Source organism: Uliginosibacterium sangjuense (assembly GCF_059132465.1).
Genome location: NZ_CP101132.1, coordinates 2,774,613 through 2,788,694, shown reverse-complemented (window position 1 = coordinate 2,788,694; position 14,082 = coordinate 2,774,613). Strand labels below are relative to the sequence as shown.

The following is a 14,082-nucleotide window of genomic DNA, read 5'->3' as shown; positions in this document are numbered from 1 at the left end:
GGATTGTTAAGTCATTGATTTATAAAGAAAGTAACCGTAGCGTCATTTTTGACCACACTAATGAAAAGCCTTGTGGGAAGCCAACTTAGCGTCGGCCGGGGCAGCCTACCCACAAAGTTGTCCACAGATTCTGTGGATTACTATAAACAGTGTTTCTGAGGCTAAGGGTAGTCCCTTATGCGTGCCGCCCGGCCGCGCAAACTTGCCCCTCGCCGCCATCAAAGGATAAAGTCACGCGCTTGTTTCCACCCTCTGGAGTATGGCTGTGCTGGACATCATCCGCGCTGCAGGCTGGCCCATCATCCCGCTGTTGTTCGCTTCCGTGATCGCGGTGGCCCTGATCGTCGAGCGCGCCATTTCGCTGCGCCGCAAACAGATCGTGCCTGACGGCCTGCTCGAGCGCCTGGTGGCCGAACTGCGCCAGAACGCCATCAGCGACGAATTCATCAAGAAGGTCGCCAATCATTCCCCGCTGGGGCGTGTGCTGGCGGCGGGCCTGAGCCATGCCAAGTCGCCGCGCGAGGTCATGAAGGAGTCGATCGAGGAGGCTGGCGGCGCGGTCGCGCACGATCTGGAGAAGTACCTCACCACGCTGGGCACCATCGCCACCGTGACGCCGCTGATGGGGCTGTTCGGCACCGTGGTCGGCATGATCGAGCTGTTCGGCGCCAACAACCCGGCCACCGGCGGCGCCGATCCGACCGCGCTGGCCCATGGCATCTCGGTCGCGCTCTATAACACCGGCTTCGGCCTGCTGATCGCCATCCCCTCGCTGATCGCCCACCGTCACTACCGTGCCCTGGTCGACAGCCTGGTGGTGGACATGGAGCAGCAGGCGGTCAAGCTGGTCGAAGTCATCCACGGCGAACGCCGCGTCAAGTAAGGAGTGGCCATGGCCATGGATTTCCGTCGCGGGCGTGGCAAGGAAGAGCTGGAGATCAACCTGATCCCGCTCATCGACGTTCTGCTGGTCATCATCATCTTCCTGATGCTGACCACGACCTACTCCAAGTTCTCCGGCCTGGAGATCAATCTGCCCACCTCCGACGTGCCGCCGGGCAAGGAAGTGCCGGCCGAGATCGACGTCGCGGTCAATGCGCGTGGTGAAGTCTCGGTCAATCGCGTCGCCGTCGGCTCGGCCGATGTGGCGGCGATCGCTGACGCCCTGCGCCGTGCCGCGCCACCCGGCGCACAAGTACCGGTGGTGGTGATCAGCGCCGACGCCAAGGCCACCCACCAGAGCGTGGTAGACGTCATGCAGGCGGCGCAGCGCGCCGGGCTGGCCTCCATCTCCTTCGCCACCCAGGCGGGGCGCGGCACCAAGTAATCCATACATGGCCGGTCTGCGCGCACCGCGCTGGTGGTCGGCCCGCGGCCCGGTCGCCCTGGCCTGGCTGCCGCTGGCCGGTCTTTTCTCCCTGATCGTCCTGTGTCGCCGTCTGGCTTATCGCTGGGGCTGGCTGCGCAGTCACGCCTTGCCGGTACCGGTCGTCGTCGTTGGCAACCTGGCGGCAGGGGGCAGCGGCAAGACGCCGGCAACCCTGTGGCTGGCCGCCGCCTTGCAGCGTGCAGGCTGGCGACCAGGCATCCTGTCGCGCGGCTACGGCGGGCAGGTCACCGGGACACAACTGGTCCGGGCGGACAGTGATCCGGCCCTGGTTGGTGACGAACCGGCCCTGATGGCGCGCCGCAGCGGGTTGCCGGTATGCGTCGGGCGGGACCGCGTGGCGGCCGGCCAGGCTTTGCTGGCGGCACATCCCGAGGTAAATGTGCTGCTCACCGACGATGGGCTGCAGCATTACCGTTTGCAGCGTGTGGCCGAGGTGGTGGTGATCGACGAGGCGGTGCTGGGCAATCGTCTGCCCTTGCCGGCCGGGCCCTTGCGCGAGCCCCTCGGGCGGGCGGCCCGGGCCGATCTGGTGCTGGCGCACGGCGAGCTGTCGTCTGCCCTGCGCGCGGCCATCGCGCCCTGTCCGGTTTTTGCCATGCAGTTGCAGCCCGGTGAGTGCTATCGCTTGCAGGCGCCGGACGAGCGACGGGCCGTGGCCACGTTCCGTGGCCTGCGCTTGCGTGCGGTGGCCGGTATCGGACGGCCCGAACGCTTCTTCGAGACCCTGCGTGGGCAGGGTCTGGAACTGGCCGAGGCCGTGCCGTTCCCGGACCATCACACCTTCACGCCGGCCGATCTGGCGCTGGATACCTGCGACGCGCTGCTGATGACGGAAAAGGATGGGATAAAATGCCTCCCCTTCGCACCCGCTGAAACCTGGGTGCTGCCGGTCAGCGCCGAGATTCCGGAAACCGCGCTGACGCCGATACTGGAACGCCTGCATGGACGCCAAGCTGCTTGAAATCCTCGTCTGCCCTCTGTGCAAGGGGCCGCTGCGTTATCGCAAGGCCGAGCAGGAGCTGGTGTGCCGGCCCGACCGCCTGGCCTACCCGGTGCGTGACGGCATCCCCGTCATGCTCGTCGATGAGGCGCGCGAACTGAGCGCCGAAGAAGCCGAGCGCTGAGCGCCGGCAATCTCCCTTTTCCTTTCCGTCTGCCCATGATTGCAAGCGTCCCCTTCAAGGTCGTCGTGCCGGCGCGTTATGCGTCCTCCCGTCTGCCCGCCAAGCCCCTGGCCGACATCTGCGGCCGCCCGATGGTGGTCCGTGTCATGGAGCGCGCGCAGCAGTCCGGCGCCAGCGAGGTGTGGGTGGCGACCGACCATGAAGGCGTGGCGGACGCGGTGCGCGCTGCGGGCGGGCAAGTGATCCTGACTCGCCCGGATCACCCCAGCGGCACCGACCGCCTGGGCGAGGTGGTCGACACCCTGGGCTGGAGCGATGAAGAGATCGTCGTCAACGTGCAGGGCGACGAGCCGCTGATCGACCCGGCCATCATCGCGCGCGTGGCCGCGGTGCTGGCGGACGACGCCGAGGCGGCCATCGCCACCGCCGCCCATGCGATCCACAGCGCCGAAGACTTCCTGAATCCGGCAGTGGTGAAGGTCGTAAGCGATCTGAAAGGCCGCGCGGTGTATTTTTCGCGCGCACCGCTGCCGTTTCCGCGCGATGCGACCGCCGCGGGCCTTGTCCAACCAGGCCTTCCGCTGCCAGCGGGTTTGCAGCCCCTACGTCATGTGGGGCTGTACGCCTACCGCGTCGGCTTCCTGCGGGCCTACGCAAAGCTGGCGCCTTCACCCTGGGAGGGTATCGAGATGCTGGAGCAGTTGCGGGCGCTGTGGCACGGCTATGCCATCCGCCTGGATGTGCTGGACGCGGCGCCACCTGGCGGCGTGGATACACCGGAAGACCTGGCCCGCGTGCGGGCCATTTTCGAGCAGCTTTGAGCAAACCGGAGCCTGCAGGCTCCGCAACCAAGACATCGCACAACGGAGGGGTTGAGATGCGTCTGATTTTGTTGGGACCGCCGGGCGCCGGCAAGGGTACGCAGGCCAAGTTCATCGCGGAGAAATATGGCATTCCGCAGATTTCCACCGGCGACATGCTGCGTGCCGCAGTTAAGGCGGGCACCCCGCTGGGCCTGGCCGCCAAGGCCGTGATGGATGCCGGCCAACTGGTGTCGGACGACATCATCATCGGTCTCGTCAAGGAACGCCTGGCACAGCCCGACTGCGCCAAAGGCTACATGTTCGACGGTTTCCCGCGCACCATTCCGCAGGCTGATGCGCTGAAGGATTCCGGCGTGGCGCTGGACGTGGTGCTGGAGATCGATGTGCCCGACGCCGAGATCGTCGAGCGCATGAGCGGCCGCCGCGTGCACGTCGCTTCGGGCCGCACCTATCACGTCAAGTTCAACCCACCCAAGGTGGCCGGCAAGGACGACGAGACCGGTGAAGACTTGATCCAGCGCGAGGACGACAAGGAAGAGGTCGTCAAGAAGCGCCTGGACGTCTATCACTCGCAAACCAAACCGCTGGTGGCGTACTACAGCCAGTGGGCGGCCACCGGCGACAAGGCCGCACCGCGCTACGCCAAGATCGCCGGTACGGGACCGGTCGACCAGATCACCGCCAAGGCTTTCGCTGCGCTAAAAGGCTGAGCTCGCAATACCGGGCCGGGGAACGGGGCTGCGGCCCCGTTTTTCATGCGCGGCGGCGGAAGTCGCGCAGGCGGAAACCGAGCAGGAAGAGCGTCAGGAAATACACGCCACCGCCTGCGACCATCACCAGGGTCAGACGCAGAATGCGCCACAACGTGCCTTGTTCGAGCCACGCGGCTTGCTCGCCCATCGCAAACCACAAGCTCACACCCATCAGCGTGACGGCGAGCAGTAGCTTGCCGCAGAAGCTCAGCCATCCGGCTTGCGGCGAATAGGCACCGACCCGACGCAAGCCGCGATAGAGCAAGGCGGCATTCAGCGTGGCGGCGAGGCTGATCGAAAGCGCCAGCCCGGCGTGCTTGAGCGGACCGTACAGCACGAAGAGCACATTCATGAGCTGGGTGGCGGCCAGGGAGATCAGGGCGTACTTCAGCGGCGTGCGGATGTCTTGCCTTGAATAAAAGGCCGGTGCCAGGATCTTCACCAAAATCAGGCCGCACAGGCCCACGCTATAGGTCAGCAGTGCCTGGCGCGTCTGCAAAGTGTCCGCCGCGGTGAAGGCGCCGTGCTGGAACAGCGTGGCCGCCAGCGGCACGGCCAGCAGCATCATGCCCACGGCGGCCGGCACCGTCAGCAGCAGCGCCACGCGCATGCCCCAGTCCAGCGTGGCCGAGAAGCCATCGGCATCGTTGGCCGCTTTCATCTTCGACAGGCTGGGCAGCAGGATGGTCCCCAGCGCCGCCCCGAGGATGCCCAGCGGGAACTCCATCAGGCGATCGGCGTAGTTGAGCCAGGACACGCTACCTGTCGGCAGCCAGGAGGCAAACGCCGTGTTGATCAGTAGACTGATCTGCGCGACCGACACGCCGATCGTGGCCGGCCCCATCAATTTGAGTATGCGCAGCACGCCGGGATCGGCGGTGGAAAGCGAGAAGCGCGGCAGCATGCCGATCTTCATCAGCGCCGGCACCTGCAGGCCGACCTGCAGCACCCCGCCGATGAAGGCGCCCCACGCCAGGGCCTCGATCGGCTGTGCGAAGTAGGGCGCGGCGAACAAGGCCATGGCGATGAAGCTGAGGTTCAGCAGCACCGGCGTGAAGGCCGGGATCGAAAAACGGCTCCAGGTATTCAGCACGCCCGCCGACAGGGCCACCAGGGCCATGAAGAAGATGTAGGGGAAGGTGATGCGGGTGAGTTCGACGGTCAGCGCGAACTTTTCCGGGTTTCTCGCGAAGCCCCCTGCCGTGGCGTGGATGATCCAAGGCGCACCCAATACCCCCAGGATCGACACGATCAGCACGACCAGGCCCAGCAGGCTGGCCACATGATTGACCAGCAGGCGGGTCTCGTCCTCGCTGCGCTGTTTGCGGTACTCCGACAGGATTGGTACGAAGGCCTGCGAGAACGCCCCCTCGGCGAACAGGCGCCGCAACAGGTTGGGCAGGCGGAACGCGACGTTGAAGGCATCGGTCAGCATGCCCGCGCCGAACAGGTTGGCGATCAGTACCTCGCGAACCAGCCCCAGGATGCGGGACAGCAGGGTGAGGCCGCTGACAGTGGCCAGTGCGTGGAGCAGGTTCATGGACGGTTCGCGTGGCGGGGCAGAGGATGATAGCCAGTCGTCTCCTGCCCGCGCAACCAAAACACTTGCATCCTTGCGCGCCTACAAGTAAAATCGCGGGCTTTCTAGTTAAACCGAACCGGAACAACTCCTATGGCCAACTCGGCACAAGCCCGCAAGCGCGCACGTCAGGCAATCGCCGCTCGCGCTCACAACGCCAGCCTGCGTTCCCGTCTGCGTACTGCGATCAAGGCTGTGCGCAAGGCCGTGGATGCAGGCGACAAGAACGTCGCTCAACAAGTCTTCCAGCAGTCCGTCAGCGTGATCGACAAGATCGCCGACAAGGGCGTCTTCCACAAGAACGCCGCTGCCCGCTATAAGAGCCGCCTGTCCGCCGCCATCAAGGCGATGGGCGCTGCTGCCTGAGCGAAGCCTGCTGCGGGGTAACCCGCCATGAAAAAGGCGCAACCACGGTTGCGCCTTTTTTGTTTGTGCCGCCAAGGGCAGACTCAGTCCGGGTCGAATTCGATCTGTAGATCGTTGTCCTTGGCGAAACTGAGCAGGAATTTGTAGGCCAGGGGTTCCAGTTCGTTCAACTGGGCGTCGACCAGCACGCATTTTTCGCCATCCAGCATGCAGCCCGGACGCACGTAGGGCGAGAACTTCATTTTGCGGTCCGCACCGAAGGCCGACATGATGCCGCACAGGCGGTCGGCCCAGTCGCTGGGGCGGAAGCGCTTGCCCTCCGAGGTGCGACCGATGATGGTGAAGCTCTTGGTGGGGCCGGGCATAGGTGATTCTTGGGTTCGTCAGGGCGCAACAGTGCCGAGCCCCGAGTCTACCAGATGGGGGCTGGTGCTGCGCCGCAGCGCCCGTGTCTTGCCTGGGGTGCCTGTACAGGCAGCATGGATTTCCATAAACTCACTGGCTTGTTGTTCGACGGCGGCTTTGCCGCCGTTATGTTTTGTGGCGCCGCGAGCCTTGCTTCGCGGCAAACATCAGTCTGACGGAAACTGGTTGGAGGCAGTCCGCGCCCGCTGCGGCGGGGCGACTGGCGAACATCATGAATGCGCCCAAGCATTATCTGCAGTTCAATGACCTGACGGTCGAAGAGTACGCCTACCTGTTCGAGCGGGCGGCCTGGATCAAGTCCAAGTTCAAGCGCTACGAAACCTATCATCCGCTGTTCGACCGTACCTTGGTCATGATCTTCGAGAAGGCCAGCACGCGTACGCGCCTGTCCTTCGAAGCCGGCATGTTCCAGTTGGGCGGTTCGGCCATCTATCTGAACACGCGCGACTCGCAGCTTGGTCGCGGCGAGCCGGTCGAGGATGCCGCCCAGGTCATCTCGCGCATGTCGGACGTGGTCATGATCCGCACTTTCGAGCAGACCATCGTCGAGCGCTTCGCCGCCAATTCGCGCGTGCCGGTCATCAATGGCCTGACCAATGAGTATCACCCCTGCCAGATCCTGGCGGACATCTTCACCTACATCGAGCGCCATGGCTCGATCAAGGGCAAGACCGTGGCCTGGATCGGTGATTCGAACAATGTCTGCAACACCTGGCTGCAGGCGGCCGAGGTGCTGGACTTCAACGTCCACGTCTCCACGCCCAAGGGCTACGAAGTGGAGCCTGAGCGCGCCAATCTTTACGGCACCAGCCACTTCGAACAGTTTGCGGATCCGATGGAAGCTGCGCGCGGCGCGCACATCATCACCACCGATGTGTGGACTTCGATGGGCTTCGAAGCCGAGAACGAAGAGCGCCTGCGCGACTTCGCTGACTTTCAGGTCGATGGCGACATGATGCGCGTGGCCGACAAGGAAGCGGTGTTCATGCACTGCCTGCCGGCCCATCGTGGTGAAGAGGTGACCGCCGAGGTCATCGATGGGCCGCAGAGCGTGGTGTGGGAAGAGGCTGAAAACCGCCTGCATGCACAGAAGGCGTTGCTGGAGTATCTGGTGCTCGGGCGAGTCGAGCAGAAGTAGGCGCGCTCGTTGTTGCTGCTGGATTGCAGCGATCATTCGAGATCAAACAACCTCGCTGCGGCGGGGTTGTTTTTTTGATGTGCATCAAGTGGTCTGTCGTGTGCCAGGAAAAAGTGCGGTCTGTTTGCCAATTTCGAATTGTGCGGCGCGCCATCGGCCGCTAAAATCCGCGAAGCGGTTCGCGTGAGCGGAGCGTGATGACAGCGTTGACGTGGCGGTAATTTCCCAAGGGCCGATCTGGCCCACCCGAGTGGCTCCTGGAAAATTCCTGCAACAATCCTGGAGCTTCATCATGATCTTTGGTCTCACCGTGGCCGAGTTTGAGGAGATTTCGCTCAAGCTGTTGGTCAGTGGCCTCATTGGCTACATGTTCTTCATCATCTGGAACCTCGCCCGCGAGTCCAAGGCCGGCAAGTACGGCACGGCCTGGATGTTCTTTGCGTTGGGCTTCGGCATGTTCGGGTTCATGGCCAAGGAGGTCATCGCCAAGATGCTCGGCATCCAGTGATGCGTGATCAAGCGGTCCAGGGGGCTCCGGTATAATCCGGGGCCTTTTTCATTTCTACCCAGAGAGTTTCCATGAGCCAGTTCGACAACGTCTCGGTCGTCAAGAAAGCCAATGTCTATTTCGATGGCAAGTGCGTGAGCCACAGCATCGTGCTGGCTGACGGCACCAAGAAGTCAGTGGGCGTGATCCTGCCCGCGACGCTGACCTTCAATACCGGTGCGCCGGAGATCATGGAAACCGTGGCGGGTGGCTGTCGCGTGCGTCTCAAGGGCGAAAGCGAGTGGAAGACCTACAGCGCGGGCCAGTCCTTCGATGTGCCGGGCAATTCCAGCTTCGACATCGAAGTGAGCGGTGAGCCGTATCACTACGTTTGTCATTTTGGTTGAGCTGCGCAAGCGTGCAGCGTCGGGGCGGCGAGTGCCGCCCCAGGATGCGTTGAGGAGAGGAAGCGATGCCTTCGTTTGATTTCACGTCCGAAGCGGACATGGTGGCCTTGAAGAACGCCGTGGACGTGGCGGTGCGCCAGATCGAGAACCGTTACGACTTCAAGGGCACCAGCGCCAAGGTGGAACTGGACGAGAAGAACAAGACGATCACCCTGCACGGCGATTCGGACTTCCAGCTCGACCAGATCAAGGACATCCTGTTCCCTGCCATGGAGAAGAAGGAGGCGGAAAGCTCCAAGCGCCTGGATGCCCAGCCGACACAGAAAGTTTCTGGCAACAAGGTCAAGCAGGAGCTTAAGATCAAATCAGGGATCGAGACCGAGCTGGCGAAGAAGATTGTCAAGCTCATCAAGGACGCGAAGCTGAAAGTCCAGGCCACGATCCAGGGCGACGAGGTGCGCGTCCAGGGCGCCAAGCGCGACGATCTGCAGGAGTGCATCGCGCTGGTCCGCAAGACGATCACCGACTTCCCGATCAAGTACGGCAATTTCCGCGACTGAGCCCGGCCGGGCTGCGTCGCAAGGAGTCAAGGATGGACGTTTCTTCCGTGCGCAGCCCCTCCACCGAGCAGCTCGGCACCGTGCAGGGCCAGGCCCAGGTGGCCATGCTCAAGAAGCAGATGGACATGCAGGAGCAGCAGATGGCGCAGTTGCTGCAGTCCGTGCCGCAGCCCCCCAGCGCGCAACCCGGCCAGCCGGGCGGCATCATCAATACTTTTGCCTGATCCGACTGCGGTTTATAGCCGCGAGATCAGCGCCTGCGTCGTCTCGTTGCCATCGGCACGAAAGTAGGCGAACAGGCGCTCGGGCAGCCAGTCCAGGCGACCCGGAAAGCCTCCGGTCACGAATCCGACGTGGCCGCCATGTTCCGGTTGTTCCAGCGTCACCATCGGTGACACATCCCGTTTGTTCGGTAGCGCATTCCGGGGCAGGAAGGGGTCGTTGCGCGCATTGAGCACCAGCGTGGGCAGTGCGATGTGCGCAAGGAGGGGTTTGGACGAGGCGCGGGCCCAGTAGTCACGTACGTCGCGGAAGCCGTGCAGGGGCGCGGTGTAGGCGTCATCGAACTCGTACAGGTTGCGGGCCTGGATTGCACGCCGGGCGTCGAAGCGTCCGGGGTGATGGCGGGCCTTGAGCGCGGCGGTTCGGCGCATGCTGCGCAGGAAGTACTCGGTGTAGACGCGATTGAAACCGGCGCCCAGTGCATGGCCGGAGGCCGCCAGGTCCACCGGCGCCGACACGGCGGCGGCACGCGTCAGCAGTTTGTGGGCCGCCTCGCGTCGCGTCCCCAGCCAGCACAGCAAGGCGTTGCCACCCAGCGACACGCCAGCCGCGTAGCGCGGTACGTTCGGGTAGCGGGTGGCGAGCTTGCGCAGGATCCAGTCGATCTCGTCCGCGTCGCCGGAATGGTAGGCACGTGGCAACCGGTTGGGCTCGCCCGAGCAACCGCGGAAATGCACCACCACGCCGTTCCATTCCCGCTCGTAGGCGGTATTCATCAGCGAGCGTGCGTAGTGACTGCGGCTGGAGCCTTCCAGGCCATGGAACAGGATCAGCAGTGGTTGGCCGGGGCGCTCGGGCAAGCGGTCGAGGTCAATGAAGTCCCCGTCGGGCGTTTCCCAGCGACGGCGCTTGAGCGGCGGCATCGGGCCTTTGATGGCCAGGGGCCAGATCGTCTGGGCATGGCCGCCGGGCAGCCAGGAAGGCGGGGTGTATCGCATCTGAGGGTCAATGCACGACGCGTGGCGTGTCCTGCAGCAATAGACCTTCGGTGTCGGGCGCGGGCGAGGTGTGATGGAGCACCAGTTGCCAGCCCGAAGCCCCGCGGCTATAGACGTTGGTCGCGATCATGGGCGGTGCGATGGTGTCTTCGCCTTCCACGCAGACATGTTCCAGCACGCAGTGGACTGCCAGCAGCATGGCCTGCGTCTTGACCGGGTGGCTGGTGCGGATCGACAGCTTGAGGCCGGAGGCGAACAACTGGCGCCAGGCTTCGCGGATCGCGCTGAGACCACAGAAGCGCGAGCCGCCGGGCAGCACGCAGACGGTTTCCTCGTCTTCCGACCACACGTCCATCATGGCGTCGAGGTCGCCCTTGGCCAGTGCTTCGTAGAAGGCGCGTTCGGCGTCGTCAGCGGTGGCGAAGATCGTCTTGCTCATGACGTGCGGGCTAGGTAGGCAATCGCCGCATGCTACCGCGCCAGCGCGACGAAGTCGCCCTCGAACAGCGCGGCGGTCTCGTTCTGGTAGTGCACTTCGGCCCGCAGCGTAAGGCGGGCGCGTCGGCGCGTGGCGAGTTGCTGCAGCAAGGCGTCCCAGTCCTGATCTGCGGGGTAACGGCAGATGGCGCGGAAATCGCCTTCCACCGGACGCAGGTAGTTGACGCTGTTGCGCGCCACCACCAGATGGGGCAGCGGGTCGAGGCCATCGGTGCGCACGCGCAGCAAGGACCAGCAGGCCAGCGTGGCGAGCGTCGAGATGCTGCCGCCGAAGGCGGTGCCACGATGATTGATGTTGGGTTCCAGCGGCGCGAATAGCTCGATTTCGTCGGGCGTGGCGGTGAGGACCTGCACCGCCATCGCGCGCGACAGCGGGATATGTTCGTGCAGATAGGCCTGCAGCGCATCCCCGTTCATGGTTTGGCTTCCGCGCGGCTCAGCGTGATGGCGACGCGCTCGGGCGTGATCTTGTTGAGGCAGTCCAGGTGGCCCAGCGGGCATTCGCGCTTGAAACAGGGGCTGCAGGAAAGCTGTAGCGAGATGATCTGTGCCTGGTTCGACAGCGGGGGCGTGTAGCCGGGGCTGCTGGAGCCGAACAGCGCGGTGAGCGGCGTGCCCAGCGCGGCGGCGACGTGCATCAGACCGGAATCGTTGGTGACGACGTGACGCGCGATCGACAGCAGGGCGATGGCCTGATCGAGGCCGGTGACGCCGCACAGATTGCGCGCCGCGCCTTCGCTGAGACGCACGATTTCTTCGCCGACCGGGGCATCTTTCTTCGAGCCCAGCAGCCATACGGGAATCTCTTGCTGCGCGAGTTGCCGCGCCAGCGCAGCAAAATGCTTCTCGGGCCAGCGCTTGGCTGGACCGAACTCGGCGCCGGGGCAGAAGATGACCGGGGCCGGCGTTGCGTTCAGGCCGAGGCTGTGCAGCGTGTCTGCCACGCGTGCAGCATCCACGCTGAGCTTGGGATAGGGCAGTGGGCGTGGCAAAGCTTGCTGCGGTTCCTCGGCCAGGATGGCGTAGCGCTCCACCTGCAGCGGCAGCGCGGCCTTGTCCAGCGTATGGCGCAGGTTGATGAGGCCATAGCGCGATTCGCCGGTGAACCCGACGCGGCGCGGGATGCCGGCGAACCAGGGGATCAGCGCTGACTTCAGCGAGTTCGGCAGCACGTAGGCGGCGTCGTAGGCACGAGCCTTGAGCTGGCGGGCTAGTCTCCAGCGCTCGCGCAGACGCAGCGCGCCGTGACCGAAGGGGTTGTCGATGACCTCGCCGTCGATCTCGGGCATCGCACGCAGCACGGCCGCGACCCAGGGCGGCGCCAGGGCGTCGATGACGGCCTGCGGATACCTGGCGCGCAGGCGCATGAACAGCGGGTGGGCGGCGACGGTGTCACCGATCCAGGAGGGGGCGACGATCAGGATTCGCATGGTCGACAGAAGAAACGGAAAGGGCCGCAGCGCGGCCCTTGTTTCGAAGCAGGCTCAGTGCCCCTTGGGTGCCGGCCCGTGCAACTCGTACTTGGCGCCGCAGTAGGGGCAGCTCGCGCTGCCCGTCTTGGCGACGTCCAGGAACACGCGCGGATGGCGTGCCCACAGCGGGGCGTCCGGCATCGGGCAGTGCAGGGGCAGGTCCTTCGCCGCGACGGCGATGAGTTGGGACTTGTTGGTGTTCTCAGCCATAAAAATGCTCCCGTATTCGTCGTTCCCGCGCAAGCGGGAACCCAGTGTCGTTCCGTCAGCTTGCCAAAGCCGCTGGATTCCCGCTTGCGCGGGAATGACGGTCAAACAAAGGCAAGCCAGGCGTCGTGCTCGGGCAGACGACCATTCACGAGGTCGAAGAAGCGGGCCTGCACCTGGGTGGTGATGGGGCCACGGCTGCCTTCGCCAATCGTGCGGTTGTCCAGCTCGCGGATCGGCGTGACTTCAGCGGCGGTGCCGGTGAAGAAGGCCTCGTCGGCGATGTAGATGTCGTCGCGCGTCAGGCGCTTGGTCTGCACGGTGTAGCCCAGCTCCTTCGCCAGCGTGTGGATGGTGTTGCGCGTGATACCGGTCAGGGCGGAGGCGATCTCGGGTTCGTAGATCACGCCGTCCTTGATCACGAAGAGGTTCTCGCCGGCGCCTTCGGCCACGAAGCCGCTGGTGTCGAGCAGCAGGGCTTCGTCATAGCCGTCCTGCGTGGCTTCGAGGTTGGCGATGATGGAGTTGGCGTAAGTGGTGGCGACCTTGGCGCGCGGCATCGTCACGTTGACGTGGTGGCGCGAGAAGGACGAGGTCTTCACGCGGATGCCCTTTTCCAGGCCTTCGGCGCCCAGGTAAGCGCCCCAGGGCCAGGCGGCGATGGCCACATGCACGGTGGCGCCGCGCGTCGAGATGCCCATCTTCTCCGAGCCATAGTAGGCGATCGGGCGCAGGTAGCAGCTCTCCAGCTTGTTGGCGCGCACGACTTCCTTCTGCGCCTCGTTGATCTCGTCCTTCGAGAACGGGATCTTCATCATGTAGATGTGGGCCGAGTTGAACAGGCGGTCGGTGTGTTCCTTGAGGCGGAAGATGGCCGTGCCACGGTTGGTGTTGTAAGCCCGCACACCTTCGAACACGGACAGGCCGTAGTGCAGCGAGTGGGTGAGAACGTGGGTGGTGGCCTCGCGCCAGGGCACGAGCTTGCCGTCCATCCAGATGAAACCGTCGCGATCCGCCATCGACATGAGTAAAACTCCGCTGAGCCAGTAAAGCCCGTGATTTTAGCGCAAAGCGGAAGGCTGCCCAGCGAACAATTCAGGCGGGCAGGGTGCCCGCGCTACAATGTTTCCTTTTTTGCGGCAGAGCATCATGGTCTGGAAACCCAATGTGACGGTCGCCGCTGTCGTGGAGCGTGACGGCCGCTTCCTGTTCGTCGAGGAGCACACCGAGGATGGCGTGCGCCTCAATCAACCGGCGGGCCACCTGGACGAGGGCGAATCCCTGATCCATGCCTGCGTGCGCGAGGCGCGCGAGGAAACCGCGCACCACGTCGAGGTCGAGTCGCTGGTGGGCATCTACCAGTGGCCGCGCCCGAGCGGCGATGTGACCTACCTGCGCTTCGCCTTCGCCGCCTCGATGACCGGCTTCGACGCCGAGGCCGCGCTGGACCGCGGCATCATCCAGGCGGTGTGGCTCACCTACGACGAGCTGCTGGAGCAGCGCGCACGCCACCGCAGCCCGCTGGTGCTGCAATGCGTGCAGGACTACGTGGCCGGGCGGCGCTTCCCGCTGGAACTGATACGCCACTATGCCGAGTCCTGAGCGCACCCTGAGCGCCTCTGTGAGAGATTG

21 protein-coding genes are annotated in these 14,082 nt (G+C 64.4%); 13 read left to right on the top strand and 8 right to left on the bottom strand.

Annotation, left to right across the window (positions count from 1 at the left end; translation table 11 throughout):
* The first annotated feature begins 265 nt into the window (after window positions 1–265).
* From NMB43_RS12950 to adk, 6 genes are read left to right on the top strand one after another with little or no spacing between them, the layout of a single operon-like run.
* On the top strand, window positions 266–883 hold the full coding sequence (locus tag NMB43_RS12950; RefSeq protein ID WP_494348580.1) for a MotA/TolQ/ExbB proton channel family protein: 618 nt from the start codon (window positions 266–268) through the stop codon (window positions 881–883).
* Between the two features lie 15 nt (window positions 884–898).
* Window positions 899–1,327, top strand: coding sequence for an ExbD/TolR family protein (locus NMB43_RS12945; protein ID WP_494352145.1), 429 nt, complete (start codon window positions 899–901; stop codon window positions 1,325–1,327).
* A 7-nt stretch (window positions 1,328–1,334) separates the two neighbouring features.
* On the top strand, window positions 1,335–2,351 hold the full coding sequence (gene lpxK, locus NMB43_RS12940) for a tetraacyldisaccharide 4'-kinase (RefSeq protein WP_494348579.1): 1,017 nt from the start codon (window positions 1,335–1,337) through the stop codon (window positions 2,349–2,351).
* Window positions 2,332–2,514, top strand: a complete 183-nt coding sequence (locus tag NMB43_RS12935; RefSeq protein WP_494348578.1) for a Trm112 family protein — start codon at window positions 2,332–2,334, stop codon at window positions 2,512–2,514. The genes lpxK and NMB43_RS12935 overlap by 20 nt, the downstream gene beginning before the upstream one ends.
* Window positions 2,515–2,549: 35 nt before the next feature.
* Complete coding sequence (gene kdsB / locus NMB43_RS12930; protein ID WP_494348577.1) at window positions 2,550–3,335, top strand: 3-deoxy-manno-octulosonate cytidylyltransferase; 786 nt, start codon at window positions 2,550–2,552, stop codon at window positions 3,333–3,335.
* Between the two features lie 56 nt (window positions 3,336–3,391).
* On the top strand, window positions 3,392–4,048 hold the full coding sequence (adk, locus tag NMB43_RS12925) for an adenylate kinase (RefSeq protein ID WP_494348576.1): 657 nt from the start codon (window positions 3,392–3,394) through the stop codon (window positions 4,046–4,048).
* A gap of 43 nt (window positions 4,049–4,091) precedes the next feature.
* Here the strand turns inward: adk and murJ are convergent, their stop codons facing one another.
* On the bottom strand, window positions 4,092–5,630 hold the full coding sequence (gene murJ / locus NMB43_RS12920; RefSeq protein ID WP_494348575.1) for a murein biosynthesis integral membrane protein MurJ: 1,539 nt from the start codon (window positions 5,628–5,630) through the stop codon (window positions 4,092–4,094).
* A 132-nt stretch (window positions 5,631–5,762) separates the two neighbouring features.
* On the opposite strand from murJ, the gene rpsT reads away from it, so the two are divergent.
* Window positions 5,763–6,035, top strand: a complete 273-nt coding sequence (gene rpsT, locus NMB43_RS12915; protein ID WP_494348574.1) for a 30S ribosomal protein S20 — start codon at window positions 5,763–5,765, stop codon at window positions 6,033–6,035.
* Window positions 6,036–6,118: 83 nt separating this feature from the next.
* On the opposite strand, the gene NMB43_RS12910 is transcribed toward rpsT, so the two are convergent.
* Window positions 6,119–6,400 carry a DUF3579 domain-containing protein gene (locus tag NMB43_RS12910; protein ID WP_494348573.1) on the bottom strand — a complete coding sequence of 94 codons (282 nt, stop codon included), beginning with the start codon at window positions 6,398–6,400 and terminating at the stop codon, window positions 6,119–6,121.
* Window positions 6,401–6,672: 272 nt separating this feature from the next.
* Here NMB43_RS12910 and argF point away from each other — a divergent pair, with 272 nt between their 5' ends.
* The 5 genes from argF (at window position 6,673) to NMB43_RS12885 (ending at window position 9,277) form a co-directional block, all read left to right on the top strand.
* Window positions 6,673–7,599: an ornithine carbamoyltransferase gene (argF, locus tag NMB43_RS12905; protein ID WP_494348572.1), complete on the top strand. Its 927-nt coding sequence runs from the start codon at window positions 6,673–6,675 to the stop codon at window positions 7,597–7,599.
* 292 nt (window positions 7,600–7,891) lie between these two features.
* Complete coding sequence (locus NMB43_RS12900; RefSeq protein ID WP_494348571.1) at window positions 7,892–8,107, top strand: DUF2788 domain-containing protein; 216 nt, start codon at window positions 7,892–7,894, stop codon at window positions 8,105–8,107.
* A 71-nt stretch (window positions 8,108–8,178) separates the two neighbouring features.
* Window positions 8,179–8,493 (top strand): pyrimidine/purine nucleoside phosphorylase, encoded by a 315-nt coding sequence (gene ppnP, locus NMB43_RS12895; protein WP_494348570.1) that lies wholly within the window; start codon window positions 8,179–8,181, stop codon window positions 8,491–8,493.
* A gap of 65 nt (window positions 8,494–8,558) precedes the next feature.
* Window positions 8,559–9,053: a YajQ family cyclic di-GMP-binding protein gene (locus NMB43_RS12890; protein ID WP_494348569.1), complete on the top strand. Its 495-nt coding sequence runs from the start codon at window positions 8,559–8,561 to the stop codon at window positions 9,051–9,053.
* A gap of 32 nt (window positions 9,054–9,085) precedes the next feature.
* Window positions 9,086–9,277 (top strand): YjfB family protein, encoded by a 192-nt coding sequence (locus NMB43_RS12885; RefSeq protein ID WP_494348568.1) that lies wholly within the window; start codon window positions 9,086–9,088, stop codon window positions 9,275–9,277.
* Window positions 9,278–9,289: 12 nt separating this feature from the next.
* Here the strand turns inward: NMB43_RS12885 and NMB43_RS12880 are convergent, their stop codons facing one another.
* From NMB43_RS12880 to NMB43_RS12855, 6 genes are all read right to left on the bottom strand, one after another.
* Window positions 9,290–10,273 (bottom strand): hydrolase, encoded by a 984-nt coding sequence (locus tag NMB43_RS12880; RefSeq protein WP_494348567.1) that lies wholly within the window; start codon window positions 10,271–10,273, stop codon window positions 9,290–9,292.
* A gap of 7 nt (window positions 10,274–10,280) precedes the next feature.
* The gene (locus tag NMB43_RS12875; RefSeq protein ID WP_494348566.1) at window positions 10,281–10,712 is read right to left on the bottom strand and encodes a YybH family protein; all 432 of its coding nucleotides are present in this window, start codon (window positions 10,710–10,712) and stop codon (window positions 10,281–10,283) included.
* Between the two features lie 32 nt (window positions 10,713–10,744).
* On the bottom strand, window positions 10,745–11,188 hold the full coding sequence (locus NMB43_RS12870) for a YiiD C-terminal domain-containing protein (RefSeq protein WP_494348565.1): 444 nt from the start codon (window positions 11,186–11,188) through the stop codon (window positions 10,745–10,747).
* The gene (waaF, locus tag NMB43_RS12865) at window positions 11,185–12,201 is read right to left on the bottom strand and encodes a lipopolysaccharide heptosyltransferase II (protein WP_494348564.1); all 1,017 of its coding nucleotides are present in this window, start codon (window positions 12,199–12,201) and stop codon (window positions 11,185–11,187) included. Before waaF ends, NMB43_RS12870 begins: the two co-directional genes overlap by 4 nt.
* Window positions 12,202–12,255: 54 nt before the next feature.
* Window positions 12,256–12,453, bottom strand: a complete 198-nt coding sequence (locus NMB43_RS12860) for a zinc-finger domain-containing protein (RefSeq protein WP_494348563.1) — start codon at window positions 12,451–12,453, stop codon at window positions 12,256–12,258.
* 101 nt (window positions 12,454–12,554) lie between these two features.
* Window positions 12,555–13,475 (bottom strand): branched-chain amino acid transaminase, encoded by a 921-nt coding sequence (locus tag NMB43_RS12855; protein WP_494348562.1) that lies wholly within the window; start codon window positions 13,473–13,475, stop codon window positions 12,555–12,557.
* 124 nt (window positions 13,476–13,599) lie between these two features.
* Here NMB43_RS12855 and NMB43_RS12850 point away from each other — a divergent pair, with 124 nt between their 5' ends.
* Window positions 13,600–14,052 (top strand): NUDIX hydrolase, encoded by a 453-nt coding sequence (locus NMB43_RS12850; RefSeq protein ID WP_494348561.1) that lies wholly within the window; start codon window positions 13,600–13,602, stop codon window positions 14,050–14,052.
* Window positions 14,053–14,082: the final 30 nt, after the last annotated feature.